The sequence below is a fragment of the Clostridium fungisolvens genome (genome assembly GCF_014193895.1).
GTDB lineage: Bacteria > Bacillota > Clostridia > Clostridiales > Clostridiaceae > Clostridium_AR > Clostridium_AR fungisolvens.
In genome coordinates this window covers 453,321-479,831 of sequence record NZ_BLZR01000001.1, presented here as the reverse complement: position 1 = coordinate 479,831, position 26,511 = coordinate 453,321, and the positions used below count along the sequence as shown (strand labels likewise).

Below are 26,511 nucleotides of genomic sequence, written 5' to 3'. Positions count from 1 at the left end.
TTCTATAAGAAAATAATTGTATGAATTTATACTAACATAGAAAAGTTGTGAAGCAATCTTCCTGAAAGTTTTATAGTTTTTTATATAGTAAAAATGAATCAGCTTACTTATAAATAAACTGATTCATCTTATCTTTAATTATTGACTTGTATTATTTATCTTATACTTTTGTTATATTTTCAGTGTTTAATAATATTATTGAAATTAATTGGTTATGCAGTAGATGCTATATGAGCAAGCCGCTAGAATTAAATGATTTTTTCAAATGGAATGGCGTTAAGAAACTGTACTGTTCGAACGTAGTGAGTTTACAGTTTTAGCCATGGAATATGACAAAATCATATTAATTCTTTGCGTAAGCTCATTAAAGCATCGGATGAATAAGCAATTAATTTCAACATGTTTAATTGCATCGCCTTTAATTTATCTAAGATTATTTATAGAAATTCCAACTATAAATATTTTTATTCGTTATTTAGACCTGCTTTTCTGTAAAGCTCATAAAAGTGGTTAGTTGGTCCTACCCCTTTACCAAGTTCTATACTGTGTTCAATAGCTATTGTTATATACTTTTTAGCTTCCTCTACTGCCTCAACCATACTCATGCCCTTTGCAACATTAGCTGCTATAGCTGAAGATAATGTACATCCAGTACCATGCGTATTTTTTGTGTTTATTCTTTCCTGCTTAAAGCTTATGAGCTTTTCTCCATCAAATAAAGAATCTATAGCATCTCCTTCAAGATGTCCACCTTTGACAAGAACATATTTAGGTCCTAATTCTTTTAAATCCTTCGCAGCCTTATACATTTCTTCAAAGTTTGTTATTTGATATCCTAAAATTTCTTCTGCCTCTGGTATATTTGGTGTAATAACCTCCGCTAATGGAAATAGCTCTTTTATAAGAGTTTCTTTTGCATCTTCAGAAAGAAGCTTAAATCCACTTTTTGAAACCATTACTGGATCTAAAATTACTGGTGGTAATTTATCTATCTTTTTTAGAGCGGATGCTATAGCATTAATTGATTCTATTTTAGATACCATCCCTATCTTTATAGCATCAACTTCAATATCATCGAATATAGCTTCTATTTGCTTCTCTATTATATCTGGGTTAACATCCTGTATACCAAAAACACCTTGAGTATTTTGAACGGTTATTGCAGTTATAACACTCATTCCATAAACTCCATTAGCTGAAAATGATTTTATATCTGCTTGAATTCCAGCGCCTCCACAAGTATCTGAACCTGCTATTGTAAGTGCCTTTCTTATCATTTATAATGCCTCCCTTTTGATCACCTTTCTTATAACTGGTACTGATAATAATATTACTGCAAGGATTGCTCCTCCAGCACAGCTTAATGAGAATGGGAACACATATGCAAAAGCAGCTACCTTTTTACCTAATATCATTGTAGCCATTGGGTATGCTATTAAGGCTCCTAGTATTCCTGTTCCTACGAACTCACCTACAGCTGTAAGGTATATATTTTTAAATTTCTTATAAACTATTCCTGCTAAAAAAGCTCCAACCATACTTCCCGGAAATGCTAGTATGGAACCTGTCCCTAAAATATTTCTTAGTAGCGAGATGCAAAAAGCATTAGCTACTCCATAGAAAGGTCCAAGTACTACTGCTGCAACTACATTTAAAAAGTGTTGAACCGGAAACATCTTTCCGCCTAAAAATGGTATATAGAAAACTGATCCTGTAACTGTACCAAAAGCAATAAATAAACCACTTAAGGTTAACTTATATACCATACTCTGATTATTTTTTACATTAGCACTACTTTGTTTCATAAAAAAGCCTCCTTCTTTTAATCTGTGAAGGAATCATATAAACTCTGTTTTTTGCTTATATCCATAATAAATTTCTAAGACACTTTAAATACCTAGGTTTAGTTAACTTAGAAACTTTATACTTTACTATACAGCAAAAAAATGCAGCTAGAAAGCTGCATTAATTAACAAAATTATTGTTGCTTCCCTACGCTGGCTTTAACCAGTTCAGGTGTTAAGAGTCAGAGAATATCGTTCTCTATCTCAGCCGGCATAACCAGCCCCTCTAGCACAGATTATTATTTATTTTTTAATATAAATTATCTTAACATAAAAGCTATAGATTGTCACTATTTTCATCACTACCAATCCTAGCTTAAACATTGATTCTTGCTTACTTTCCTAAATATTCTTATTCATCACCAAAGACTTGTTTCTTAAGTTTTAAACCAGTTTTAGTAACAGCTAAACCACCTTGAGCTGTCTCTCTAAGTTCGCTCGGCAAACTCTTACCTACTCTATACATAGCATCCACAGTATCATCAAAAGGTATCTTTGAATTCACTCCTGCCATAACCAAGTCAGCAGTAGTTAAAGCACTCACTGCTCCTGCGAAGTTTCTCTTTGCGCAAGGAACTTCAACAAGTCCAGCTATAGGGTCACATACGAGTCCTAGTATGTTCTTTATAACTATAGCAGCTGCATCTAAACTCATTTCAGGTGTCCCACCCATTAGTTCCACAACTGCCGCCGCACTCATTGCTGCTGCAGCGCCACATTCAGCCTGACATCCACCTTCTGCACCAGCCACTGTTGCATTTTGAGCTATTATGCTACCAATAGCTGCTGCTGCAAATAATCCCTCAACTAACTTCTCATTAGATAATTGTAATTTTTCTCCCACAGTAAGAAGTACTGCAGGAAGTATTCCGCAAGAACCAGCTGTAGGACACGCAACAATTCTTCCCATAGATGCATTTACTTCAGCACAGGATATAGCCTTTGCCATAGCAGATACCATAACATCTCCAGTTAAGCTCTTCCCTTGCTTTAAGTAATTTTGAAGCTTGTATCCATCTCCACCAATCAAACCACTTACTGAATGTACTTCTTTTTCGCAACCTTCAGCAGTTGCTTCAATCATAACCCTAAGGCTTTTCATCATTTCTTCAAGGATAGCTTCTCTGGTAGACTCACTTCTCTCCATCTCTGATTGAATTGCAAATTCGCTAATAGTCCAATTATTCTTTTTACATAAACTAATAAGTTCTTCCCCATTCCTAACCATCTTTTGTTTTTCCCTCCCTAATAGGATTAATTTATATTTAAGCCTTAACTGGATTTATTTTTATAACATTATCAACAGCTTCTACCTGCTTTATCTCTTTTACAACTTCATCTGTAAGAATGCTGTCAACTTCAAATATCATTGTAGCTGCCTTACCCTTTGTAGTTCTAAATACGCTCATAAAAGCTATGTTTATATTATTATCATAAAGAATTGATGATACTTTAGATACTGCTCCAGGAACATCTCTATGAGATATTATTACCGTTGGATACTGACCTGTAAAGTTAACTTCCTGGCCATTTACTTCAGTTATTACAATACTTCCTCCACCAATCGAAGAGCCTGTTATCTCAGAAATTCTATCATTTTCATCCTTTATTACAAATTTAACTGTGTTTGGATGAACTTCTCCTAGATATTTTTCCTTGAATTCAATCTTTATCCCTTTTTCCCTAGCAATATCAATAGATTCTCTAAGTCTTAAATCGCTAGGTTCCATTCCAAGTATGCCTGCAACCAAAGCCCTATCAGTGCCATGTCCCTTATAGGTCTTACTAAAAGAACCGTGAAGAAGAAATGTAACCTCTTTTACTCTCTCACCAGCAATGGCAGCTGCAACTTTTGCAAGCCTAGCTGCCCCTGCAGTATGAGAGCTTGATGGCCCAACCATAATAGGCCCAATTATATCAAAAGCTCCATATTTTTTCATTTGTCACACTCCATATTTAAAAATCAATATTTATAAAAGCAACTGCCACCTATGAATTCTCTTAGGATAGAATTTTCAGGAACCATATCACTATCTATAGCTTCGAAAAGTTTTAGAAAATCTATAAGCCTTTCAGCTTCATTGTATACTTCACTATCCTGATGTATTTTGGACAATTCCTCAATAGCGCAGTTTTTTAGAACTGATAATTCATACACTAAAGTTGAATTGAACATAACATCTGCCTGCTCTTGATATACAAATATATTTCTTTCTTCTCCTCGCTTTATTGAAGGCCACATTTTTAGAGTTTCATCTCCACCGTAACCTCTAGATAGAAAATCTCTTACAATTCTTCTTATTTTTCTTACATCTGCTGTTGCAATTCTATTATGATTGTCTACGTTAAGTTGTGTCAAGGCACTTATATAAATTTTAAATTTATTGTGATCAGGAATAGTCGAAGTTAAAATATCATTCAGTCCATGTATCCCTTCAATTATTAACACTCCATTTTGAGGAAGCTGCATATCATGACCTTCTTCATCCCTTGTTCCAGTTTTAAAATTATAAGATGGTATAGTAACCTTTTCTCCCTCAAGCAAAAGATTTAATTGTTTATTAAATAATTCTAGATCTAGTGCGTAAATTGATTCAAAGTCTGGCTTTCCTTCTTCATCAAGTGGTGTTTTATCTCTATCAATAAAATAATCATCAAGGGAAATAGGAATTGGAATTAATCCATTAACCCTCAATTGTATTGCTAATCTTTTTGAAAAAGTGGTTTTACCTGAAGATGACGGACCGGCAATGAGTACTATTTTCACTTCATTTCTATCATGAATCATATCTGCAATATATGCTATTTTCTTTTCATGCAATGCCTCTGAAACTCTTATTATTTCATCAAATTCCTTCCTAAGCACCTTTTCATTTAACGAACCTACATCTGCAATATCTAATATATTGAGCCACTGCTCTGTTTCTTGAAATATCTTCTCAAGCTTTTCTTGAGGTTCAAAAACAGGAATTTCTACACCTTTCCCTTCTTCAGGAAACCTAAGCAAAAAACCTGGTTCATGATAAGCAAGCTCATAATACTTAAGAACTCCTGTTGAATAGCCTAATTTACCATAAAAATAATCATATCTTCCATCTAATTCGTATAATCTAAGTTCATTGTTTCTAAGATTCTTAAGAAGTTTTAATTTATCCTCCATACCATATGAAGAAAAAATCTTTATTGCTTCTTCCTTTTTTACTTTAAGAGTCTTAATAGGAATATCTTTTTCTATAAGTTCATCCATTTTCTTTTTAATCAAGATGATATCTTCTGCATCCAAAGCTTTTTCCATATGAACTTCCCCAAATATGCCTTTGCTCAAAGAATGTTCTATTGTGATTTTAGCTTCTGGAAATAAGTCTAAAGTTGCTTTTATAAATAGAAATTGTAAGGTTCTTGCATAAGCTCTATTGCCAATTCTATCGTCAGCCGCTATAAAATCCACCTTACCCGGCTCTTCTATGGAGCAACTAAGCTCATAATACTTATTGTTCAACTTGCCTAACACTATAGGCACATTATTCCCTTGGCAATAAATATTAACCAGCTCATTAAATGTGGTGCCCTTTTCCACTTCAATACTTTGATTATTAACCTCAAGTCTCAATACCATCATGTATCCACTCCTAGAACTTTCAATTTTATTAAGAAGCTTAATTTATATCTTTTTACTCAGGCTATGTTTAAAAATATTATTGAAATAGAAGTTTGAATTTCATTTTCAAAATAATATTTTTCTAATAATATTATACATCTTTAAATTTAAAAAAATCCTAATATTTGAATAATTTAAGCTAGTATAACAAACTATAACTTTGGAGAGGTGATTGAATTGCTAATAGTACTTATAAGGACAGTAATACTTTACTCTGTGGTAGTTTTAGTTATGAGACTTATGGGAAAAAGACAAATAGGTGAACTTCAACCTTATGAATTTGTAATAACCATGATGATATCAGACCTCGCTGCATTACCAATGCAAGATACTAGGCTACCGCTTCTTTTAGGAGTTATACCAATAATAACATTATTAATGTTAAAAACCCTTTTATCTGAAATACAACTTAAAAGTAAAATAGCTAGAAAAGTTATAGATGGTACTCCTTGTGTGCTTATAAAGGAAGGTAAAGTAAATTTCAAATCACTTATAAGTCAGAGAATAAATATAGATGATCTGATGGAAGAGCTCAGACTTAGTGGATACTTTAATATCAAAGACATACAGTATGCAATCTTAGAGAATAATGGGCAGGTTTCAGTTATTCCCAAAAAAGCTTTATCTCCTGCTACCAAACAAGATGTAAAAGTAGATGAAGAAGAGGACAAACTGCCATTAGTTCTAGTCATTAATGGTAAGCTAGATAAAAAAGCACTTCATAGAGCAAATAAAGACTTTTCTTGGCTTGAAAAAATGTTGAAAAAGAATAATGTAGATGATTTAAAAAATGTATATATAGCTATGATGGATTCAAATGCACAGTTTTTTCTTCAAAAAAAGGATGACATCATTGATTTTGGAGATGATGATTTATGAAAAATACACTTACATCACTTTTTATTTTTCTATGTCTCTTCGGTTTTATTATTTACTCACACGGTAACCTCATCAAGGTATGTGATGCCGTGAATGAAAAGTGTTCAGTTCTTGAAAAAAGCCTTCAGGAAGATGATTGGGAGGATTCTTATAAGCTTTCAGTTGAACTTAAAGAATACATAGAAAAAAGCTTTGAGCCTCTTTCAGTTTATATAAATCATCAAGACGGTGACCTATTGATAAATGAAGCACTTAAACTATCTCAGTATAGCAAATATAAAGATAAATCAGAGGCTCTTTCAAGTATCCATCTTATAAAGTACTCTACCAAAGCAATAAAAGCTCTTCAAACGCCTAGTATACAAAATATATTTTAAAATTATTTTTATTATTTTCTGGTAGAAAATATAAAAATAATAGTATATAATGTAATCAAGGGATAAATAGTCCCACTGGGACTCAGTAAGTCCCTTGCCATATGATTTTTTATAGAGAAGAAAGGTGGTATAAACATGTCATTAGTAAGTGCTAAAGAAATGTTAAATAAAGCTAGAGATGGGAAATACGCTGTTGGTCAATTCAACATCAACAATTTAGAATGGACTAAAGCTATACTTTTAACTGCTCAAGAAAACAACTCACCAGTAATCCTTGGTGTATCTGAAGGTGCTGGAAAGTACATGGGCGGATATAAGACTGTTGTAGGAATGGTTAATGGATTATTAGAAGAGTTAAAAATAACTGTTCCAGTAGCATTACACTTAGACCACGGTAGCTACGAAGGAGCTTACAAAGCAATGGAAGCTGGGTTCTCATCAATCATGTTTGATGGTTCACACTATGCAATAGATGAAAATATAGCAAAAACAACTGAATTAGTTAAAGTAACTGGTGAAAGAGGACTTTCATTAGAAGCTGAAGTTGGTTCAATCGGTGGAGAAGAAGACGGAGTTGTTGGAGCAGGAGAAATCGCTGATCCAAACGAATGTAAACAAATAGCTGATCTAGGAGTAACAATGCTTGCTGCTGGTATCGGTAATATCCACGGAAAATACCCTGCAAACTGGAAGGGATTAGCTTTCGATGCATTAAGCCAAATCAATGATGTTACAGGTGACGTTCCACTAGTTCTACACGGTGGTACTGGTATTCCTGCAGAAATGATTAAAAAAGCTATATCTTTAGGAGTTGCAAAAATAAATGTTAACACTGAATGTCAATTAGCATTTGCTGAAGCTACTCGTAAGTATATAGAATCTGGTAAAGACCTAGAAGGAAAGGGATTTGACCCACGTAAACTTTTAGGACCAGGATTCGAAGCTATAAAAGCTACAGTTAAAGAAAAGATGGAACTTTTCGGTTCAGTTAACCAAGCTTAATATAAAAAACCACTAAAGTGTCTTACTTTAGTGGTTTTTTTGTATATCTATCTTCCCGAATCACTATTCTGTTTTTATATTTAAGCTCTAGATCAAATTTAACTTTCATCATCCATAGTTGGGAGGTTAATTATAAACTTGGTTCCTTTCCCAATCTCACTTTCTATTCCTATATTTCCTCCATGGAGTTCTATAACCTTTTTAGTAATAGCCATGCCTAAACCGCTTCCCCCATCAGACCTTCTAGCACTATCTCCTCTTGTAAATTCATTAAAGATAGTCTTTCTAACTTCTTCTGATATTCCAATTCCATCATCTTCTATAGACATAGTTATCTTATTTTCTTCCTTTATCAAAAAGAAGTTTAAGGATGTACCTGGAGAATTATACTTCAGTGCATTTATTATTATATTTGATATGGCACGATACAGCTCATCTCTATCAAAGCTATACTTTATATATTCTTCTCTTACGTCCACATTATAATTAAAATTGCACTTTTCAAAGTCTGGAATAAATCCTATTATGCTTTCCCTAAAGAAATTAGCTAAATCTCCTTCAATGAGGTTAAGCTTATAGGATGGAGCATCCATTTTTGAAAAGGTGAATAATTCATCTATTAAATAATTCATCCTGTTAGATTTCTCATATATATAATTTAAGTACTTTTTCTTCTTTTCCTCATCTACAACAAGCCCATCATTTAAAGCTCTTGCATATCCTTGAATAGAGGTTATTGGTGTTTTTAAATCATGAGAAATATCAGCTATAATCATCCTCTTACTTTCCTCAGCGAGTTTTTTCTGAGCTTCTGCCTCTTGTATTCTCTTAGACATGTCATTAAGCGCATCCCTTATCATAGCCAGTTCACTATCAGCTTTACACTTAATTCTATAATCATACTCACCAGTACTTATAGTTTGTATACCTTTTACTATATGTTTAATTGGATTGCTTATCTGCTTCGCAACTATCTTACTAAGTATAAACATTATAATTAAAAGTATAAGTGCTGCACCACTAAAGATTGAGGTGGTAAACATCTCTATTTCCTTTCCAAGGGGAGAACCACTAAGTTGTCCTCCAAAGGTCATATCACCACTTTTCGGTGGAAACTTAACAAGACAAATATAGTTATTGCCATCCTGCCCTTTAAAGGCTGCTGCTGAGTAAATTACTCTGTTAAAATCAAAGCTTGACTTTAGATCTGTAGAAGTATAGTTAATAAGTTGCTCCTCTGTGTATTCATTTATATTATCCTTCTTATCACCTTTTACAAAAACAACTTTGTTATCCTTAAGTATCTCTACCCATCCACCACTTTTTTCTATGTACGTAGAATCAATTTTTTTGTAATCACTACATACAATAGCCTTTGCTGTAGACTTTGGAAAATCATTTTCATCATGTCTCCTTGCTGAAAATAGAGTAAAAAATGCAAGGGCAATTATAAGAGTAAAAAGAAGAACTATGGTTACGACTCCAAATATAAAATATCCTAGCATTATTTTTATATATATACTCTTAGGTTTTCTTTTCCTCTTAATTGTTTTCATCTAGTCCACCTTTAACTTTCCAGTAAACTTGTACCCTAATCCTCTCACAGTCTTTAGATATTCTGGTTTTTTAGGGTTATCTTCAATCTTATCCCTAAGGTTACTTATATGAACCATTATGGTATTATCGTCACCGTAGTATACTTCTTCCCATACAGTTTCAAATATTTGCTTCTTAGTAAATACCTTATCGATATTTTTTATGAAAAGACTAAGTATCTTGTACTCAGTTGAGGTAAGCTCTAAAAGCTTGCCACCTTTGAAAGCCTCACAGCTTTCTTCATCAAGCTCAATATCACCATATACTATTCTTTCAGTCTTCTGCCCATTATCATTATCACCTTTCAAAAGGTAATACCTTCTAAGCTGTGCTTGAACTCTAGCAATTAGTTCAAGTGGGTTAAAAGGCTTAGTTACATAGTCATCTGCTCCCAGTCCCAGTCCCAGTATCTTATCGCTAAAATCATTTTTTGCAGATATCAATATTATTGGGATATTAAGTTTTTCCCTTGCCTTTTTTATAAGCTGGTACCCGTCAATACCAGGCATCATTATATCGAATATGGCCAAATCAATATTTTTTTCACACATGATATTCCATGCATCTATTCCGTTGAAACATTTTATTATGTTGTAGTCTTCCTTCTCAAGATAAAGTTCAACTAACTCAACTATCTCAACTTCATCATCAGCAATTAATATGTTCTTTGCCATAAATACCCCCAAATTAGATTTATAGTAATCCAACTTAATTATTACTATACATTTTTTTCTAGTTATAGAAATATTATAATTTACTGAAGTCTTGGGCACAAGAAAAATTTGCTCCACCTAAAGGTGAAGCAAACTAACTATGATTTGTTATAATAGTTACAGATAAAATTGTACTTATCCACAATTTATTTCATTATACGTTCAAACTTCCTCTACTCATAACTTAATATCTCTACTACATTTAACTTTGCAGCTCTACCTGCTGGTATTATCCCTGCAAAGAATGCTACAACAACTGATACTCCAAGTGCTATCAAAATATTATTAATATTTAAAGTTAATGTTAATGTGCTTGCCACTGACTTCATATATAAGTTTATTCCATATATTGCAGCTGAGGATGATAGACATCCAACTAAGCCACCTAGTAGTCCTAGAACTAAACATTGAAATATAAATATATAACGTATTTGATTCTTTGAAGCTCCCACAGCCTTCATAACTCCAATAGATTTTTTCTTTTCTTGAATAGTCATTGTCATGGTATTTATAAGTCCTAAACTAGCAACTAAAAGTACGATGATACCTGCTACTGCAAGTATGCTCTTTACAACCTTAGTCATAGAATTTACCATATCCAGCATCTCTACCATATTAGATGCAGAATACCCTAAATCTTTTCTTATCTTATCAGTGATAGGTTTCACGCTGTCTTCATTCTTAGCCATCAAAGCTACACCTGAATATCCTTTTTCACTTAAGTAGTCAGCTTTATCTTCATAATAACCTTGTATTTTATTTACTAAGTCTTCAGACGCTAGAATTTCATTTCCGAAATCACTTTTACCTTTAGCTACTCCAACAATCTTTCCATCAATAGAATAGGGTTTCTTAATCTCTACTCCATTGATCTTAGGGAACTCAACCTTTAGTGTTATCTTCTTACCTATGACTGATTTATAATCTGTTATTCCTATCTTACTTAAGTACTTTTCACCAACAACGATCTCATCATTTTTTCCTGAAAGTTCGCTACCATAGGTTATTTCATTATCTGTTTTATAATCAAAATCAAAACATACTCCAACTATATTAGTACTCTTTTTCTTTATACTGCTGTTTCCTTCAATATCAACACCAGTTATTTGTGAGTTAAGGTAAGCATAAAGCTTATCCACTCCATCAAGCTTTGACATCTTTGTTAAAGCATCTTTATCAATTTTCTTAAATTTATCTTCCTTCTTTTCTGGAGTGGTTGAGGTACTACTAGTTCCTGTATTCACTGTAACATTTACTGGAGAAGATGCCTTGTCATATTTCTCTGGTTGTACACCAATCTGCTTCGTATCTCCAAAACTTGAAAATAAATTAGAAGCTCCTTTATTGATAGAATCTCCTACGCCCATCATAGTAACCATTAGAAAACTTCCTACCGATAAAGCCACTACCGTTAAAACAGTTCTAATCTTTCTTTTTCTTATATCATTTATTGCCATTGAAAATCCATCTGATAGTTTCATTTATCTTCCCCTCCTAACCCTTAAGTGCATCGATAGGATCTAATCTTGATGCTCTCATAGCTGGGTATAATCCTGCGAGCACTGCAATAACGATAGAGAAACCTAAAGTAGTGCCTATCAGCCATAGCGGTATGTTAAAATTCAAACTCATACTTATATCCTTAGATTTTAAATAAGCTTCTAGTCCAAACTCTATTACCTTAAATATTCCGAGACTTAGCACAATACCAGTAATTCCACCTAAGAAACCTATGGTGCCTGATTGAACTAAGAATATATTTCTTATACTCACATTATTTGCTCCTACTGATTTCATTACTCCAATGCTTCTAGTTCTTTCATATATTGCCATTACCATTGTATTTACTATACCTAAGGCAGCAACAAATAATACTATTATTCCAAGTACTGATAAAGCTAAGCTTATATTATCAAAAGCTTTAGTTATCTCTTTTATCATATCTTGATTAGAAACTGCTTGGTATCCTTCTGCAAGTACTGCATTTTTTACTTTTTCAACATTGTTAATATCATCTGCTGAAATCTGAACAGAGCTAAAGCCTTTTTCCTTTTCGTAGTTTTCAACTAATTCAGTTAAACCTATTATCTCAGCTGCATCTTTAGAGGAGGTTATTATACTATTTCCAGGTAATAGCTTTTTGTTTACAACCCCAACAACCTTTAGATTCTTCTCTACAGGTTTTATAGAAATACCCTTAGCTTTATCAACTATTATAGATATATTTTTACCTATAGCATCCTCAGCCTTGCTAAAACCTAAAGTAGAAAGCATATCCTCACTTATAATAGCTTCTGCTTTAGAATCTTTATTTAACATACTTCCGCTTACTATAGTCTTTAAATTCTCATCCTTTTCAGCTTTCTTCTTATTTTCTATCTCATCTTGAAAGAATACTGAGTGGTTTAAATCATAACCTTGTATGCTAAAAGCACCTTCCTTTGTACTGTCGTTTACCTTAAGCTTTTCCACCATAGTAGACATAGATGCCTTTAATTCCTTAACTCCGTTTATAGCACCAAACTTGTCTAACATACTGCTGTCGATCTTTTTAAAGTTTTTTTCATTCCATTCTTCATAGTCTGCAGCATTATCTAACTCCTCTGCATCTTTCTTTATAGAAGCTACGGTAATAACTTTAGAACTTAACTCTCCATTCATGGCATCAACTATAAAATTCTTCAAAGTGAAGCCAAGTCCTACCATTATAAGCACTAACATTGTACCGATGGCTATACCTAGTGAAGTTAAAAAAGTTCTTCCTTTTCTTCTTTTTAAGTCCTGAAGGGCCATGCCTATATTGTCCCTAAATCGCATTTTCTATTCCCCTTTCAGTGACCAAATCATCAGTTATAACACCATCCATAATCTTGATCATTCTCTTAGCCTTTTGAGCTTCAACCTGATTGTGAGTAACCATTATTATGGTATAACCCTTGTCATTTAACTCTTGAAACAAGTTCATTATATTTTCACCAGTTTTAGAATCCAGGTTACCAGTAGGTTCATCAGCAAAAACAATCTGAGGATTATTTACTATAGCTCTAGCAATAGAAACTCTCTGTCTCTGACCACCAGACATCTCAGTAGGTTTATGCTTAACCTTGTCACTTAATCCAACAAGTTCTAAAGCTTTAAGTGCTCTCTCTTTTCTTTCCTTCTTTCCTACTCCAGAAAATATAAGAGGCATCATAACATTTTCTAAAGCAGTTTGAGTGTTCTCTAAATTAAAAGCCTGAAATACAAATCCGATTTTCTCATTTCTGTATTTAGCCATATCTTTATCCTTAAGCTTCGCAATGTCCTTACCATCAACCTCTATGCTACCCTTAGTTGGAGTATCCAGTCCCCCTACAAGATGCATCAAAGTTGATTTACCTGATCCAGATGGTCCAACTATAGCCACAAACTCACCATCTTGAATATTAAAAGACACTTTATTTAAAGCTATAACTTTTTCCTTTCCCATCCTATAAACCTTTGATAATTCCTTTATTTCAATCATCTTTATCCTCCCAAAACCATTATTACTTTTAGTAGCAATCATTATTCCAACGTTTATCTACATTATTAATTCTAACCACTTTTGTTTAAGTGGTTATTAATACTATCTTAAGATTACCTTAAGATTGGGTTGTGGATTAGATAATATGAAAAAACAAGAAAAACCAATAGGTTTCCCCATTGGTTTTCATTTAATTATTCATATAACTATTTAATCCGGTAATAGATAATCATCAACTATCTCACCTTTAAGATTGAAAACCAGCTTATACTCTGCGATATTAATATCGTCATATTTTATAGATGCATATGCTATAATGCAATCATTCACATAATCATCCGGCCAATTTACTATTGTCAATGCAACTTTCGATAAGTTAACACAAATCATTTTTTGATCCAACTTACCATATATAGAGTAAAAGGATTCTGAATCTTCCTCTAGGAAATTATTATAGTAGTTCCAAAAACCTTTAATAGTCTTTTTTTCAATATCATTCTTTACAACCCATTCTCTTAATTCAAGTGTATTCAACTCAAGTTCTCCTTATAATATTTTTAATGTAATTCCTTATTAAAAACATGCTTGAAAAATATCAGAGTATGCATTATAGGCTAGTGGATTCCCTATCTGGCCATAAGTTATATTTCTACCATTCTTAGCTTATCCCAACCACCTTGCTCCTTCGTTCCATTAGTACAACATCATGCCACACACCACTAGGCATTTTAGCGATTTTTTCTCTTATACCAATCTCTCTGAATCCACATTTCTTATGCATTTCTATGCTTTTAATATTTTCTCTAATAATAGCACAATATAGTGTCCATATTCCCTTTTCTTCTGATTGCTCTATTACCTTTGTCAAAAGACTTGATCCTATATTGTTTCCTCTATATTTCTCCCCAATATAGATGCTTACTTCCACTACTCCTGCATAGCACTCTCTAGTAGAAGTTGTGCTTAATGCAACCCAACCTAAGATGTCGTTATCCAAACGAGCAACAAATCTACATGCTGCAAGATGACCTTTATCCCATGATTCCCAAGTTGGTGCCTCGCTTTGAAAGGTTGCTATTCCTGTATTAATTCCTTCTAAATAAATATCCTTAACCTGTTCCCAGTCTGATAACTTCATCTCTTCTATACTATAATTCATTTATATTCTCCTTCTAAGAAAGACAAGCAACTTTATATAGAGTCCCTTGTCTTTATAATATATATTTACTTTTTAAATTACATCTTTATTAATTACTTTTCGCCATAAGCTACGAAGATACTTATACTTGCACTTTCACCTCCACAGCTTGAGGTTGCACAACAATTTCCACCTACACAATCGACAAATACATTTGATAATCCTGCTTCTACAAACCAATTCTCAATATCTTTACGATCAAATCCCATCCATCTATCATGCTGTTCAGTTCTTAAAAACTCATGATTGTGTTGATCTAAATCCGTAATCACAAGTTTTCCAGAAGGTTTTAGTATCCTTACCATTTCTTTAATAGCTATCAATGGATCTTCTACGTGATGTAGGTACATATTTGCCATCGCATAATCTACTGTGACATCATCGATTGGTAGTTTCTCTGCATCTCCTTGACGGTATTCTACTTGATTAGATAAATTAAATTTCTGTTTCATTTCCTCAATCATCTCATAAGATTGATCTACAGCTATTACATTTAAACCCTTTTGTAAAAGCCCTTCAGTTATAAATCCAGTTCCAGCTCCAATATCTGCAGCTAATTTACCTTCTTTTACATCTGCTACCTCATAAGCCTTATCTCTTACGGATTCTGAAAAAAAGTCTTGCCTCATAGTATCCCATTCTTTAGCTACTTCTTTAAAATACACTTTACTACTCACCTCATACCCCTCCATATATAATCTTCTTTTATTACTCGCAGCAACTACTTTTGTCTATTGATTCAAGAAGAATATCTATACTTTCTAAAACTTGTTGTCTTTTATCAGCAGGTATTGCTTCATATATTTTTGTGAAGTATACATTCATTTCTTCCTCAATCTCTTGATAGATATCATTCCCTTTATCAGTAAGAGATATAGTTACATACCTTCTATCTTCTGGATCAATATCTCTTTTTACAAGCTCATTTGTTACCAAATTATTTACTGTCCTACTCATAGTGCTATTCTCTAAATTTAATAATTCTGCTAATTCATTTAATGAAATGCCTTTTGCACGACCAATCTCTACTAAAGCATGGCACTGTGACATTGTTATTTGGCAACACGAAAACCCGCTATCTTGTAAAATTCCAAGTTTTCTCTCAAGCATTCGTATTAATTCTCTTAACTTCTTTGGATCATCCATAAAAATCATGTTCAATCACTCCTTACAATTATTGTATCATGCAATAGTTGTAATATACAACTATTATTTTACATTATATGTATTATTTTTTGCCTCCGTAACCATAAGTTTTTTACTGCATATCCTTTATAATATTGTAAAACTATTTAAATCTTTAGCTTTATCTAGCTTAGTTTTTTATATTTCTATGAAAAAAAGACCGTGGTCTCCCACAGTCTTTCCTCATTAACTTATATGTAATTTCAGGCATATGTTTACTTTTCTATATAGTTTTTAACATGCTTCACCACAAGGTTTATGCTTCCGTCACCATTACGTTGTATCTCAAATCTCTGAGGGTCATTATAGGCTTCTTCAGTCAAATATAAGTCTATATCCTTATCGATTTTAAGTCTTACCCTTTTAAGTTTTTTCTCTACCCATTGCTTATCTACTGCTATTTCTTCTTCTAAGCCTTGGGCAGATACAAATTGATCGAAACTTTCCTTAGCTTGAGGCTCTTCTTTGAAAAGCTCATGAGATAGTTCTTGCATATTTATTGTATCTTCTTCTTTTAGCTTGCTTTTAATGGTACTTCTTATCTTTTCGGCTTTATCTGCATCTTCATACATGTTATTTCTAGTCCATGCTTCTGCAGCCTTTACAAAGGTTTTAGTCATATCTCTCTCATTAGTTACAATTGAGCAGCCAAGATAATTATTTATAAAGTAATTTGCTCCGTATTCTTCCTCTTCTTTTGACTTCTTTTGCTTATCTATAACCATTAGATTAACTGTATGCTCTTCTCTTAATGGTTTTATGAATGCACACTTTTGAAGCCTTGAGCTACTTGCAGGAAGTCCTGAAGCCTGTTCTATTATATCAATTCCAATCTTATCTTCAATAAAGTCTATCTTATGAGTAAAATTTCTTACATAATCCATCTTCATTATTGCAAGCATTGGTCCCTGATCCGTTGAAATAGACACAACTATAAGATCACAGGATGGGATGTTCACATTGCCTTTCATTACGGCAAACATCTGTCTTGCAAGTTCCTTAGAAACAGACACAATATCTGAGTTAATTCCATCTAGATAGTCTTGAGAAACTTCTTTTACTATATTTCTTTCTGGATTGAATACAGCATATTTAAGTTCTTCATCCTTAAAGGCTCTTTCAATATGTCTGTATAAAAATTTATATATATCTTCGTTTAATTCTAACCTATACTCGTTTAATATAGGTTCATCTCCGTTTGTATCCAATATATGAATTACAGCTTCTACGATACTTATGTCGTTTACGTATTCCATCTACTCACCTCTGGTACTAATTTTTCTTTACCACCTTCGGATTGAATAAAAAGCAAATATTCACAAAGTCTTGATTAGGTACAAAGATAAGCTGAGCTCTATCATTTCCTTCTGTAACTACAGCTACATAAGCTCTATCTTTGTTTCCATCTGGTATTGCAGTTATTACTTTCGAAGGTTTGTTATTTAGCGCCTTATATGCATCACTGTCATAAGGTGCTAAAAGTGAAACTTCCTTCATGTTAAAGGACATCTTCTTCTTCCTAGTTTTTGTTTCATATATAACATCAACATCAACTTCCCCATTGGTTATTACATATTCAAACTCAAGATAGAAGAATCTTTTCACATAGAAAAGTATACCTGCAATTGCTGCAAGTAGCAACCCTAACATAAAGTTCCCAGTAAGTATACTAAGTACTGCAAGTACACCTAATATGTACATAAGTATTTTTACTGTCTTATATTTTCCTACATTTTGAGCTCTGACTAATTGTTCCTTAAACTGATCCATATGACTTCCCCCTCAACCATTGTATTTCCATTACAGAATACCTTAATGATATCATTATAGCATAAAATGTAATCCTTTCCGTAAGGATTTTCATTTTAGTTACTTTGACTAAAATAAGTTAAAGTTCTTATATATTTCATACAATATGTTGAAAATATCCTTATACGTAATCCCAATGAATTTAAGTATTGCAGTTTATGGGTACTTTGATAAACTATTATTAGCTATACAATACGATTTATATTAAACTATAAATACATTTTCTATAATTTTAAGGAAACTCGGAGGAAGCTATGCAAGAATTAGAAACAAGAATTTTAGATATTGATGTTGAAGAAATCAAAAATAAGATAACTGCTCTTGGAGGCTATAAAGTTAAAGATGAGGATCAAGTAAATAAGATCTTTGATTTTCCAGATAGAAGACTTTTATCAGCTAAAGGTTACGCAAGAGTTAGAACTATTGATGACAAACTTAATAATAAAATAGTTTATTACATGACCACTAAAAAGATGCTATCCCAAGAAAAATATAAGGTAATGGAAGAAAACGAGATAATAGTAGATGACGGTGATACTGCCGAAAAACTATTTAATGCTTTAGGATTAACTTTAGTTGAAACTATAAAAAAATCTAGAGAAAGCTATAAATACAAAAACACCTTAGTTGAGATAGACATCAACGATAAAAATTTCTGTCCCTTCCCATATATAGAGATAGAAACAGCTCACGAAGATGAACTTAAAGAAGTTGTAGAAGCTCTAGGATATACAATGGCAGACACTACCTCAAAGACAATCTACGAGATCCTAGAAGAAAGAGGCCTTGCAAAAGGCGATCAAAAAGGACTTTAATAAATCATATTAATTCTTTGTGAAGATCATTGAAGCATTGGATGTAGTGATACTAAATTTCAAGTTATGTTTAATATTATATTTAAAATTTAGGTAGTGATACAGTAGATATTATATGAGCAAGCAACTAGAATTAAGCGAGTTATGTAAGCTTATAAAATCTACTTCACGTACCATTAATACAACTTTAAGTTGTTCTATGTTATATATTAAATTTAGATGCAACTACAGGAGATACATATGAGCAAGCAATTATAATTAAATGATTTCTGGAGATAAAGTTGCGTTAAGAAACTGTATTGTCTGAGCGAAGCGAGTTATACAGTTTTAGCAACTTTATCAGAAGAAATCATATTAATTATCTGCGAAGCTCATCAAGTATCAGATGTAGTGGCATCTAAATTTTTACTAACATTATACAACTAAAAAGGACAGGCGAGCGCCTGTCCTTTGATATGTGATAATTAGTTATTGAAATATCTTTCTAATAAACCCTTGAAAGCTTTTCCATGTCTAGCTTCATCTTTACACATTTCATGAACTGTGTCATGGATTGCATCGTAGTTTAATTGCTTAGCTAATGTAGCTAATTCTTTCTTACCAGCAGTTGCGCCGTATTCAGCTTCTACTCTAGCTTGAAGATTCTTCTTAGTGTCAGCTACTACAACTTCTCCTAATAATTCAGCAAACTTTGCAGCATGTTCAGCTTCTTCAAAAGCTATTCTCTTGTATGCTTCAGCAACTTCTGGGAAACCTTCTCTATCAGCTTGTCTGCTCATAGCAAGATACATTCCTACTTCTGTACATTCTCCAGTAAAGTTAGCTCTTAAACCTTCTAATACTCTTTCATCAACGCCTTGAGCAACTCCGATTCTGTGCTCATCAGCCCATACTAATTCTCCGCTTTGTTCATTGAATTTTTCAGCTGGTGCTCCACATACTGGGCATTTCTCTGGAGCAGCTTCTCCCTCATAAACATATCCACATATTGTACATATAAACTTCTTCATTTCTAAATCCTCCTCTTAAATCATATATATTAATTTCATTTGATAACTGATTAATTTCTTCACAATTCATATTATATAATAGTTATTATTAATTGTAAAGACCCTTTTTAGAAAATTTTTCATTAAATAATACTTTGACCCATTAAAATCAACAAAAATACCGAGGATATTTCTTTACACCTCGGTATTTATAAGACTTTTACAATTATATATATTTTATTTTCTGTTCTACTATTCATGATATTTATTATCAACTGATAAATGTTCTATTATTAACTAATAATAGAATTGCTATTTTCATTATAGTTTTTAGTAAATCCATCTATGATGCTATCATTAAAGTAATTAAGCTTGTACTATATTTAATACTGTTTATAATCTAGTTTCCTACATAGATAAAATCCTTCACAACTCTCATTCATCAAAAATATAACCATCTAATTTTAGTTTCCTCTTAAAACGCTAATTAGTATTATTTTAATATTACTATTGAAATTTAGGTGTTACTAACGGAGATGCTATATGAGCAAGCAACTAGAATTAAATAACTTATGAAGATAAGATAGCGTTAATCAACTGTATTGTCCGAACGTAGTGAGTTATACAGTTGTAGCTATCTTATTGGAATAAGTCATATTAATTCTCTGCGAAGCTCATTCAAGCATTGGAGATAGTGACACCTAAATTTCAGCAAACATCAAAAAATACTAATTAATAAACTGCTTTTCTTTGAATTCTTGTGGAGTTATTCCGGTGACACTCTTAAAAGCCTTTGTAAACTGCTTTGAATCAGAATATCCTACAGCCTCAGCAACCTCATAAACCTTAAGTTCTTGCTCTCTTAAAAGCTCTTGAGCTTTTTTAACCCTTATGTTTCTTAAATAATTTATGAAATTTTCTCCAGTATGTTCTTTAAACACCTGTGAGAAGTAACTGTAGTTAACAGACACTACATTTGATACCACAGTCAGTGATAAATTTTTAGAATAGTTATCATTTATATATTCGATTGCTTTTCCTATAAAACTCTTATCACACAAAGCTCTTCTCATCTCAAAAAGCAACTCATCAACATAAAGCACTAATTCTTTAAGTTCATAATAAAATTCTCTGTAGTTACTAAAATTTAAAATATTGCTTATAAATTCAAGCTTATGCTTTAGCTCTAGGTTACTAGAGATTTGTTGATCTAAATAACTTTTCATATTTTCCAGCAATTTTTCATTAGATCTCTCAAGGTATACAATACCATGCTCTCTAACCACTTCCTCAGCATAGATTAATTGAAGAAACTCAACTATCTTATCTCGCCTTTTAGTTCCAATTAAATTAATAAGCTTTTCAACCAATTCATTTTGAACAATAGTTTTACTCTTTTCTAATACATATTCATAAGTTGTAAGACGTCTATTTTCCTTGTATATTAAATTGCTCTTTAAAGCAAGGATAGCATTCTTATATCCAAATCTAAATTGATTGAAATCAATTAAATTATTACTTACTCCACAGCAGTATCCGTATTTTTTATTTTCATTAATCCAATTTTTTATATCAGCTATTGCATTAATGTCACTATAGATTATGTTCAAGTTTCCTTGATTATCAACAAAGGCAGAAACCTTTTCTTCTTGCCGTATGATTGCTTTTAACAGCTCATCATACTTTTCATTCCTTTCTGTCTCAGGTATCATCATTAAATCTTTCTTAAAGAGAACAGCTAAATAATAAGAACTTTCGTCAATTCCCTGACAAAGCTTTGCTAATTCCTCTTTTATTGCCTCATCATTAAGCCTTTCATTTAATAGTATTATGTTGAATCTATTACTAACTTCATTTATTAGCTCAATACTCTCCTTATTGCTATTTTCCATAGCTAGATCGTACTCTTTTTCTATTTTTTCAATACACTCATATAATTCATTCTTTTTTATAGGCTTTAATAAATAATCCTTCGCACCATATCTTAATGCTTCTACGGCATAATTAAAATCATCGTAACCGCTAAGAATCAATGTCGGAATTTTTATCTCTTCGTTATTTAATTTTTTCAAAAATTCTATTCCATCACAATCAGGCATTCTTATATCAGTAATAACAAAAAATATTTCGTTATTCTTTACTTTATCCAATGCATCAATCCCATTTGAACATAAAATGGTTTCATATTTATCTTCATATTTTCTTTTAATTATGGATTCAAGTCCATTTCGTATAAACTTTTCATCATCAACTATCAAAACCTTTTTCAAATAGCCTCTCCACCTTACCTTGGTAATTTTAGTATTATCTTAGTAAAATAACCTTTTTTACTGACAATATCGATGCCATAATACTCTCCATAATAAATCTTTATTCTTTCATTTACATTTTTCATTCCAAGTCCATGCTTTGTGTTTTGTTCACTGCTATTTAAAAACTCTTTTAGTTCTATAAGACTAGCTTCATCTATACCACAACCATTATCTGTAATAGTTATATAAGTGAATTCTTTATCCTCTTTACCATCAACAACTATTGTACCATCCTCTTTTACAAGTTTCTTACTTAATCCATGCTTTACTGCATTTTCTACTAATGGTTGAAGCGATAACTTAAGCACATCCTTGTCCATTAATCTTTCGTCAATATTTATTCTCAAACTTATGTTATGCTCAAATCTTATTGCCATCAATGCTATATAATTTTTGATATGGTTTATCTCCTCAAATAAAGGAACATAATCCCTATCCCACTTCATATTATATCTCATCATTTCACCAAGACTTGCCAAAGAGTCTGATACGGTATAGTTCTCTTCTATCTCTGCCATCATTCTTATGTTTTCTAGTGTATTATATAAAAAATGGGCATCTAACTGATTTTTTAAAGCCTTCAATTCAGCTTCTTTAGTTACAGTTTTCTTATCTATACTATCCTTTATGAGTACATTTATTTTATTTACTAGTTGTCTAAAATGGTGGGCTAAAAGACCAATCTCGTCATTACTGTAAACAGGTATTTCTACATTTAAGTCTCCCCCACGAACTTTCTTTAAGGATTTTATGATTATATATAGTCTCCTAAGTATTATGTTTGTTATGTAGTATATTATTAAAGAAAGCATTCCTATTAGGAAAACAGTCCCAATTACAAATAAATTTCTAGTATATTTTATACTACTATTTACTTTACCTATATCTATTATATTTACAAGATAACAATCTTCTATAGGAGCTACCTTGTAAACCACAGTATACTCAGTAAAACCGTCATTATATGAAAACATGCCATCATTGCCTTTGACTTTATCTTGAAAAGATTTAAAAAACTTGGTTTTATTAAACTTTGCGTTTTGTTCAAATGCATTATCCTTGTTGCCATACATCTTTCCATTCTTGTTTACTAATAACATTTCATTGCTATCATCATTTGGATTCTCGTACATTTTAGGGAAGAAGTTTTTTGAAGCCATATTTATTCTTACTACCCCGATATGTTTATCTTCTGGGTATCTTAGTTCTCTGTTTAGAGAAACTATTAGATTAGGTTCCCCTTCATTAGTAACTACTGCCTTATTAATATCATTATCCAAATGATTAATATCCCAATAAACCTTTGTATTATTTTCAAGAGTTTTTTGGAACCATTGATTATCTTTTATTCTATTCTCCCTATAAATTAAGGGCCATATTTCCTTTACCTTCTCATTGTCCGTAAAGATATTTATTCCTTCAATCATTGCATTGTTATATTGAAGATGTACAATATCCTTATAGGTTGTATTGTTGAATTTCACCAAATCCTCAGTACTATACTCTTCTGTTCCACCTATAAAGGCCAACATCTCTTTGTTATTTATTACAATCTGTATGATATTGCCCATTATGCTCATATTTCTATAAATGTTCTGATACTCGGCATCTAGTTTATAATCACTTTGCTTTAGTGAATCTTCACGGTTTCTTTTCTGAATGGTTCCATAAGATATTGATACAACTGCTAGTATGGGTACAGCAATTATACTTATATAAGAAATTAAGAACTTTTTTACAAGGGTAGTATTATTAAATTTGGCAATAAGCTTTTTTATCATTCTTTCCCCCATTTAAAGGTTTTCATTTTTATGAAAAAATCAATATAATCACCAAATATACATTTGATTCTTACTTTTTTCGTTAGAGAGGTTAAAAATTTCTTCATCTTATTATACCATATTTCTTTCAATATTAGAATTTATTTCAAATTAAATTATGGTGCTGCCTTGAACTATTGTTCAAGACAACACCTTATTATAATTACTATTTAACGCCTAATTTAGTCTTATTAGATTCGTATTGTTTTTGTTTGTAAGCCATAACTTTATCGAAACCAGCTTCGTCTCTCTTCTTCTTGAATTCAGCAAATATGCTATCGAATTCAGCATCTGACTTAGCCATTAATAACTTAGGAAGTGTAGTACCGAAAAGTTGTTCAATCTTAGTCTCTGCTATTCCTTCTGCATTATCTCCAGTTGGTTTAGTATTATCAAATACTGCATAGCTTACAGTCTTTCCTTTTGTCCAATCTTCCATAGCTTTTATTGGAGCTGATGATGGAGGAGCCCACTTAAGTTGTAGGTTAGTATCCATTAACATCCAGTAAGTGAATGATGCACCGTATTTCTTATCGAATGCAGCTCTGTCTGTGTTTAATAAATCAAGAACTTCTGGTTTGAATTGCTCTTTTCCGTCTATTGTATCATAAGTTACGCCTTTTTCGCCTAGGAATAAGTCTTTATTACCTTCTTCACTGATTAAATAGCTTATGAATCTTATAGCTCTCTTTGGATCTTTACAAGCTTTTGATACAAGTGTTACTGTCCAACCACCTAAGCTGTCTCCTGCAAGCTTTGATTGTTCTCCCTTAGAGTTCTTAGGTCCATCTACAGCTATATATATTGAGTTAGGATCTTTTTTGTATAATGCTAACTGTTGTGTAGCCATATCTGATCTCTGATATAACATAGCAAAGTATCTGCCTTGAGCGATCTTTTCTTCCATTTGTGATCTCTTATCAACAAATATATCTTTTGCTAAAAGTCCCATTTCGTTAGCTTTTCTGAAAGTCTTTAACCAATTTACATATTCTGGGTCAGTTTGTCTATCATAGAACTTTCCATCCTTATCCATTGGGATAGATAAGAAGTTTTGAAGATATGCTTCAAAAGAATAGTTTCCTGTATCTCCAAATTCATGGAATCCTATTGGAATCAATGGTTGACCATTTACAGTACCAAATTTTTCTTTAGCAGCTTTTAAAGCATTTAAGAAACCATCTGGTGTTGACATATCTGGCTTTCCTAAAGCTTCATACATGTCTTTTCTTACTAAGAAAGTTTGATTTGATGGTTTAAGATCCTTGTATTTATCGAAATCTTTTAAAGATGATGATGCATTTGGATATTCATAAACGTGACCGTCTTCTTGTTTATACCAGTCAAGTTTTTGTTGATCTGCAACCTTAGTAAAGTACAAATCATACTTTTTAGCTAATTCATCTAATGGAGATACTAATCCACCTTGAATCATAGTCTTAATTGCAGCATCATTACAATCTAAAGTTAAAATATCTGGAAGCTTACCTGATGCAATCATAGTATTTACTTTTTCAGCTTCATTACCAGCTGGTGATATTAGATTAAGAGTAACACCAGTTTTCTTGGTTACATATTTAGAAATAGCATCGTCTTGCCATTTCTTAGTGAACCATGAATAGTTAACATACCAATCAAGAGTTATAGGTGAAGTATCTTCCTTCCAACCTGGTTGGTCTGCAGTTAAATTGCTTGTTGTTTCTTGAGCCTTTTCTTTACTACTACTACCACAACCTGCAAAAAGTGCTACACTCATTACAGTTGTTAGACCTATAGTTAAAGCCTTACAAATTTTCTTCTTGACCATACTTAGTCCCCCCTAAGATTATTATATTTATACTAACTTCTGATTAAAAGTATTTAGGATTTGAATAAGTTAACTTGATGTTAATCAGAAATTGTTAACCCTTTACTGAACCTAAAAGCATTCCTTTTACAAAGTACTTTTGAAGGAATGGATAAACACATACTATTGGGAATGTGGTTACAACCATAGTTGCAAGCTTTATAGTCTGCTGTGTAACTGTAGATGCTCCTACCGCACCAGGCATATTTGTATTTACTGCATTAGCACCAGTTTGAGCTACAATCTTATACAAATAAGTTTGTATAGGCTGTAAATCATTATTGTTTATATAGATCATACCTGTGAAGTAGTCATTCCATTGATAAACACCATGGAACAATGCTATAGTTGCTATTACTGGAAGTGATATAGGTATTACTACCCTAATAAATATCTTAAAGTCAGTTGCTCCATCTATCCTCGCTGCTTCCTCCAGCGAAGGCGGTATCTGGCTAAAGAACGATTTGAATATTAGCAAGTCATAAAAACTAAATGCTGCTGGTATTATATAAACTAAAAAGTTATCTAACATTCCTAAATTTCTTATAAGTAAATATAGAGGTATTAAACCACCACTAAAGAATAGTGTTACTAGTCCTAAAGTTGTATAAAAATTTCTTCCAACTAGACTCTTCTTTGAAAGTGAGTATGCTACCATCGCTGTAAAGAAAACATGTACTACAGTTCCTATTACAGTTTTCGCAACCGTTACCCCTAGAGCCTTTATAATCCCTGCATTACTAAACACTGCTTTGTAATTATCTAAAGTGAACTTTCTAGGCCACCAGTAAATCCCTCCAAGCATAGCATCTTGTCCTTCATTAAAAGAGTTAATTACTGTGTACCAAATTGGATATATAGTTATAAAACATATTACTAGCATGATTATTATGTTTATAGTATCAAATACTGCTTCGCCTTTAGTTCGGCGTTTTAAAAAATTTATCTTCATACCTTGCTCCT

The 26,511-nt window shown here is 32.2% G+C and carries 25 protein-coding genes and 1 riboswitch; of the genes, 4 read left to right on the top strand and 21 right to left on the bottom strand.

Annotation, left to right across the window (positions count from 1 at the left end; translation table 11 throughout):
- Nucleotides 1-464: 464 nt before the first annotated feature.
- From thiD to bsdtw1_RS01845, 5 genes are all read right to left on the bottom strand, one after another.
- Nucleotides 465-1,277, bottom strand: coding sequence for a bifunctional hydroxymethylpyrimidine kinase/phosphomethylpyrimidine kinase (gene thiD, locus bsdtw1_RS01865; RefSeq protein ID WP_371874640.1), 813 nt, complete (start codon nucleotides 1,275-1,277; stop codon nucleotides 465-467).
- Entirely contained in the window at nucleotides 1,278-1,805 is a 528-nt protein-coding gene (thiW, locus tag bsdtw1_RS01860) for an energy coupling factor transporter S component ThiW (protein WP_244638090.1), read from the bottom strand.
- A gap of 167 nt (nucleotides 1,806-1,972) precedes the next feature.
- Nucleotides 1,973-2,082, bottom strand: a riboswitch (TPP riboswitch).
- Between the two features lie 114 nt (nucleotides 2,083-2,196).
- Complete coding sequence (gene sdaAA, locus bsdtw1_RS01855; RefSeq protein WP_183275906.1) at nucleotides 2,197-3,072, bottom strand: L-serine ammonia-lyase, iron-sulfur-dependent, subunit alpha; 876 nt, start codon at nucleotides 3,070-3,072, stop codon at nucleotides 2,197-2,199.
- Between the two features lie 37 nt (nucleotides 3,073-3,109).
- Nucleotides 3,110-3,784, bottom strand: a complete 675-nt coding sequence (sdaAB, locus tag bsdtw1_RS01850; RefSeq protein WP_183275905.1) for an L-serine ammonia-lyase, iron-sulfur-dependent subunit beta — start codon at nucleotides 3,782-3,784, stop codon at nucleotides 3,110-3,112.
- Between the two features lie 23 nt (nucleotides 3,785-3,807).
- Nucleotides 3,808-5,463 carry a nucleoside kinase gene (locus bsdtw1_RS01845; protein WP_183275903.1) on the bottom strand — a complete coding sequence of 552 codons (1,656 nt, stop codon included), beginning with the start codon at nucleotides 5,461-5,463 and terminating at the stop codon, nucleotides 3,808-3,810.
- Between the two features lie 216 nt (nucleotides 5,464-5,679).
- Between bsdtw1_RS01845 and bsdtw1_RS01840 the strand changes: the two genes are divergently transcribed.
- The 3 genes from bsdtw1_RS01840 (at nucleotide 5,680) to fba (ending at nucleotide 7,760) form a co-directional block, all read left to right on the top strand.
- Entirely contained in the window at nucleotides 5,680-6,381 is a 702-nt protein-coding gene (locus tag bsdtw1_RS01840; RefSeq protein WP_183275901.1) for a DUF421 domain-containing protein, read from the top strand.
- Nucleotides 6,378-6,758, top strand: a complete 381-nt coding sequence (locus bsdtw1_RS01835; RefSeq protein ID WP_183275899.1) for a DUF4363 family protein — start codon at nucleotides 6,378-6,380, stop codon at nucleotides 6,756-6,758. Before bsdtw1_RS01840 ends, bsdtw1_RS01835 begins: the two co-directional genes overlap by 4 nt.
- Nucleotides 6,759-6,893: 135 nt before the next feature.
- Nucleotides 6,894-7,760, top strand: a complete 867-nt coding sequence (gene fba / locus bsdtw1_RS01830) for a class II fructose-1,6-bisphosphate aldolase (protein ID WP_183275897.1) — start codon at nucleotides 6,894-6,896, stop codon at nucleotides 7,758-7,760.
- A 98-nt stretch (nucleotides 7,761-7,858) separates the two neighbouring features.
- Here the strand turns inward: fba and bsdtw1_RS01825 are convergent, their stop codons facing one another.
- The 11 genes from bsdtw1_RS01825 to bsdtw1_RS01775 form a co-directional block, all read right to left on the bottom strand.
- Complete coding sequence (locus bsdtw1_RS01825; protein WP_183275895.1) at nucleotides 7,859-9,316, bottom strand: HAMP domain-containing sensor histidine kinase; 1,458 nt, start codon at nucleotides 9,314-9,316, stop codon at nucleotides 7,859-7,861.
- Nucleotides 9,317-10,030 (bottom strand): response regulator transcription factor, encoded by a 714-nt coding sequence (locus bsdtw1_RS01820; protein WP_183275894.1) that lies wholly within the window; start codon nucleotides 10,028-10,030, stop codon nucleotides 9,317-9,319.
- A gap of 212 nt (nucleotides 10,031-10,242) precedes the next feature.
- On the bottom strand, nucleotides 10,243-11,550 hold the full coding sequence (locus tag bsdtw1_RS01815) for an ABC transporter permease (protein ID WP_183275892.1): 1,308 nt from the start codon (nucleotides 11,548-11,550) through the stop codon (nucleotides 10,243-10,245).
- 13 nt (nucleotides 11,551-11,563) lie between these two features.
- Nucleotides 11,564-12,886, bottom strand: a complete 1,323-nt coding sequence (locus bsdtw1_RS01810; RefSeq protein WP_183275891.1) for an ABC transporter permease — start codon at nucleotides 12,884-12,886, stop codon at nucleotides 11,564-11,566.
- Nucleotides 12,876-13,574 (bottom strand): ABC transporter ATP-binding protein, encoded by a 699-nt coding sequence (locus bsdtw1_RS01805; RefSeq protein ID WP_183275890.1) that lies wholly within the window; start codon nucleotides 13,572-13,574, stop codon nucleotides 12,876-12,878. The genes bsdtw1_RS01810 and bsdtw1_RS01805 overlap by 11 nt, the downstream gene beginning before the upstream one ends.
- 210 nt (nucleotides 13,575-13,784) lie before the next feature.
- Nucleotides 13,785-14,108, bottom strand: a complete 324-nt coding sequence (locus bsdtw1_RS01800) for a hypothetical protein (RefSeq protein WP_183275888.1) — start codon at nucleotides 14,106-14,108, stop codon at nucleotides 13,785-13,787.
- A gap of 124 nt (nucleotides 14,109-14,232) precedes the next feature.
- Nucleotides 14,233-14,733 (bottom strand): GNAT family N-acetyltransferase, encoded by a 501-nt coding sequence (locus tag bsdtw1_RS01795; RefSeq protein WP_183275886.1) that lies wholly within the window; start codon nucleotides 14,731-14,733, stop codon nucleotides 14,233-14,235.
- A 92-nt stretch (nucleotides 14,734-14,825) separates the two neighbouring features.
- Complete coding sequence (locus bsdtw1_RS01790) at nucleotides 14,826-15,449, bottom strand: class I SAM-dependent methyltransferase (protein WP_183275885.1); 624 nt, start codon at nucleotides 15,447-15,449, stop codon at nucleotides 14,826-14,828.
- 31 nt (nucleotides 15,450-15,480) lie between these two features.
- On the bottom strand, nucleotides 15,481-15,927 hold the full coding sequence (locus bsdtw1_RS01785; protein ID WP_183275884.1) for a MarR family winged helix-turn-helix transcriptional regulator: 447 nt from the start codon (nucleotides 15,925-15,927) through the stop codon (nucleotides 15,481-15,483).
- A 245-nt stretch (nucleotides 15,928-16,172) separates the two neighbouring features.
- Nucleotides 16,173-17,213, bottom strand: a complete 1,041-nt coding sequence (locus bsdtw1_RS01780) for a nucleoid-associated protein (RefSeq protein ID WP_183275883.1) — start codon at nucleotides 17,211-17,213, stop codon at nucleotides 16,173-16,175.
- A gap of 16 nt (nucleotides 17,214-17,229) precedes the next feature.
- Nucleotides 17,230-17,727 carry a DUF6106 family protein gene (locus bsdtw1_RS01775; RefSeq protein ID WP_183275882.1) on the bottom strand — a complete coding sequence of 166 codons (498 nt, stop codon included), beginning with the start codon at nucleotides 17,725-17,727 and terminating at the stop codon, nucleotides 17,230-17,232.
- Between the two features lie 293 nt (nucleotides 17,728-18,020).
- Between bsdtw1_RS01775 and bsdtw1_RS01770 the strand changes: the two genes are divergently transcribed.
- Entirely contained in the window at nucleotides 18,021-18,581 is a 561-nt protein-coding gene (locus tag bsdtw1_RS01770; protein ID WP_183275881.1) for a class IV adenylate cyclase, read from the top strand.
- 464 nt (nucleotides 18,582-19,045) lie between these two features.
- On the opposite strand, the gene bsdtw1_RS01765 is transcribed toward bsdtw1_RS01770, so the two are convergent.
- The 5 genes from bsdtw1_RS01765 to bsdtw1_RS01745 all read right to left on the bottom strand — a co-directional run bounded on the left by bsdtw1_RS01765 (nucleotide 19,046) and on the right by bsdtw1_RS01745 (nucleotide 26,500).
- Nucleotides 19,046-19,591 (bottom strand): NADH peroxidase, encoded by a 546-nt coding sequence (locus tag bsdtw1_RS01765; RefSeq protein ID WP_183275880.1) that lies wholly within the window; start codon nucleotides 19,589-19,591, stop codon nucleotides 19,046-19,048.
- A 707-nt stretch (nucleotides 19,592-20,298) separates the two neighbouring features.
- Complete coding sequence (locus bsdtw1_RS01760) at nucleotides 20,299-21,840, bottom strand: response regulator transcription factor (RefSeq protein ID WP_183275879.1); 1,542 nt, start codon at nucleotides 21,838-21,840, stop codon at nucleotides 20,299-20,301.
- A gap of 14 nt (nucleotides 21,841-21,854) precedes the next feature.
- On the bottom strand, nucleotides 21,855-23,663 hold the full coding sequence (locus bsdtw1_RS01755; protein WP_183275878.1) for a sensor histidine kinase: 1,809 nt from the start codon (nucleotides 23,661-23,663) through the stop codon (nucleotides 21,855-21,857).
- A 205-nt stretch (nucleotides 23,664-23,868) separates the two neighbouring features.
- Nucleotides 23,869-25,509 (bottom strand): type 2 periplasmic-binding domain-containing protein, encoded by a 1,641-nt coding sequence (locus tag bsdtw1_RS01750; RefSeq protein WP_183275877.1) that lies wholly within the window; start codon nucleotides 25,507-25,509, stop codon nucleotides 23,869-23,871.
- A 94-nt stretch (nucleotides 25,510-25,603) separates the two neighbouring features.
- Complete coding sequence (locus bsdtw1_RS01745) at nucleotides 25,604-26,500, bottom strand: carbohydrate ABC transporter permease (protein ID WP_205245264.1); 897 nt, start codon at nucleotides 26,498-26,500, stop codon at nucleotides 25,604-25,606.
- Nucleotides 26,501-26,511: the final 11 nt, after the last annotated feature.

Coding starts and splice junctions, on each gene's coding strand:
- bsdtw1_RS01845 (WP_183275903.1), bottom strand. CDS start 5,463: ATGATGGTATTGAGACTTGAGGTTAATAATCAAAGTATTGAAGTGGAA.
- bsdtw1_RS01820 (WP_183275894.1), bottom strand. CDS start 10,030: ATGGCAAAGAACATATTAATTGCTGATGATGAAGTTGAGATAGTTGAG.
- sdaAB (WP_183275905.1), bottom strand. CDS start 3,784: ATGAAAAAATATGGAGCTTTTGATATAATTGGGCCTATTATGGTTGGG.
- bsdtw1_RS01805 (WP_183275890.1), bottom strand. CDS start 13,574: ATGATTGAAATAAAGGAATTATCAAAGGTTTATAGGATGGGAAAGGAA.
- bsdtw1_RS01750 (WP_183275877.1), bottom strand. CDS start 25,509: ATGGTCAAGAAGAAAATTTGTAAGGCTTTAACTATAGGTCTAACAACT.
- fba (WP_183275897.1), top strand. CDS start 6,894: ATGTCATTAGTAAGTGCTAAAGAAATGTTAAATAAAGCTAGAGATGGG.
- thiD (WP_371874640.1), bottom strand. CDS start 1,277: ATGATAAGAAAGGCACTTACAATAGCAGGTTCAGATACTTGTGGAGGC.
- bsdtw1_RS01780 (WP_183275883.1), bottom strand. CDS start 17,213: ATGGAATACGTAAACGACATAAGTATCGTAGAAGCTGTAATTCATATA.
- bsdtw1_RS01770 (WP_183275881.1), top strand. CDS start 18,021: ATGCAAGAATTAGAAACAAGAATTTTAGATATTGATGTTGAAGAAATC.
- bsdtw1_RS01765 (WP_183275880.1), bottom strand. CDS start 19,591: ATGAAGAAGTTTATATGTACAATATGTGGATATGTTTATGAGGGAGAA.
- bsdtw1_RS01810 (WP_183275891.1), bottom strand. CDS start 12,886: ATGCGATTTAGGGACAATATAGGCATGGCCCTTCAGGACTTAAAAAGA.
- bsdtw1_RS01775 (WP_183275882.1), bottom strand. CDS start 17,727: ATGGATCAGTTTAAGGAACAATTAGTCAGAGCTCAAAATGTAGGAAAA.
- bsdtw1_RS01825 (WP_183275895.1), bottom strand. CDS start 9,316: ATGAAAACAATTAAGAGGAAAAGAAAACCTAAGAGTATATATATAAAA.
- bsdtw1_RS01815 (WP_183275892.1), bottom strand. CDS start 11,550: ATGAAACTATCAGATGGATTTTCAATGGCAATAAATGATATAAGAAAA.
- bsdtw1_RS01795 (WP_183275886.1), bottom strand. CDS start 14,733: ATGAATTATAGTATAGAAGAGATGAAGTTATCAGACTGGGAACAGGTT.
- sdaAA (WP_183275906.1), bottom strand. CDS start 3,072: ATGGTTAGGAATGGGGAAGAACTTATTAGTTTATGTAAAAAGAATAAT.
- bsdtw1_RS01745 (WP_205245264.1), bottom strand. CDS start 26,500: ATGAAGATAAATTTTTTAAAACGCCGAACTAAAGGCGAAGCAGTATTT.
- bsdtw1_RS01835 (WP_183275899.1), top strand. CDS start 6,378: ATGAAAAATACACTTACATCACTTTTTATTTTTCTATGTCTCTTCGGT.
- bsdtw1_RS01755 (WP_183275878.1), bottom strand. CDS start 23,663: ATGATAAAAAAGCTTATTGCCAAATTTAATAATACTACCCTTGTAAAA.
- thiW (WP_244638090.1), bottom strand. CDS start 1,805: ATGAAACAAAGTAGTGCTAATGTAAAAAATAATCAGAGTATGGTATAT.
- bsdtw1_RS01785 (WP_183275884.1), bottom strand. CDS start 15,927: ATGATTTTTATGGATGATCCAAAGAAGTTAAGAGAATTAATACGAATG.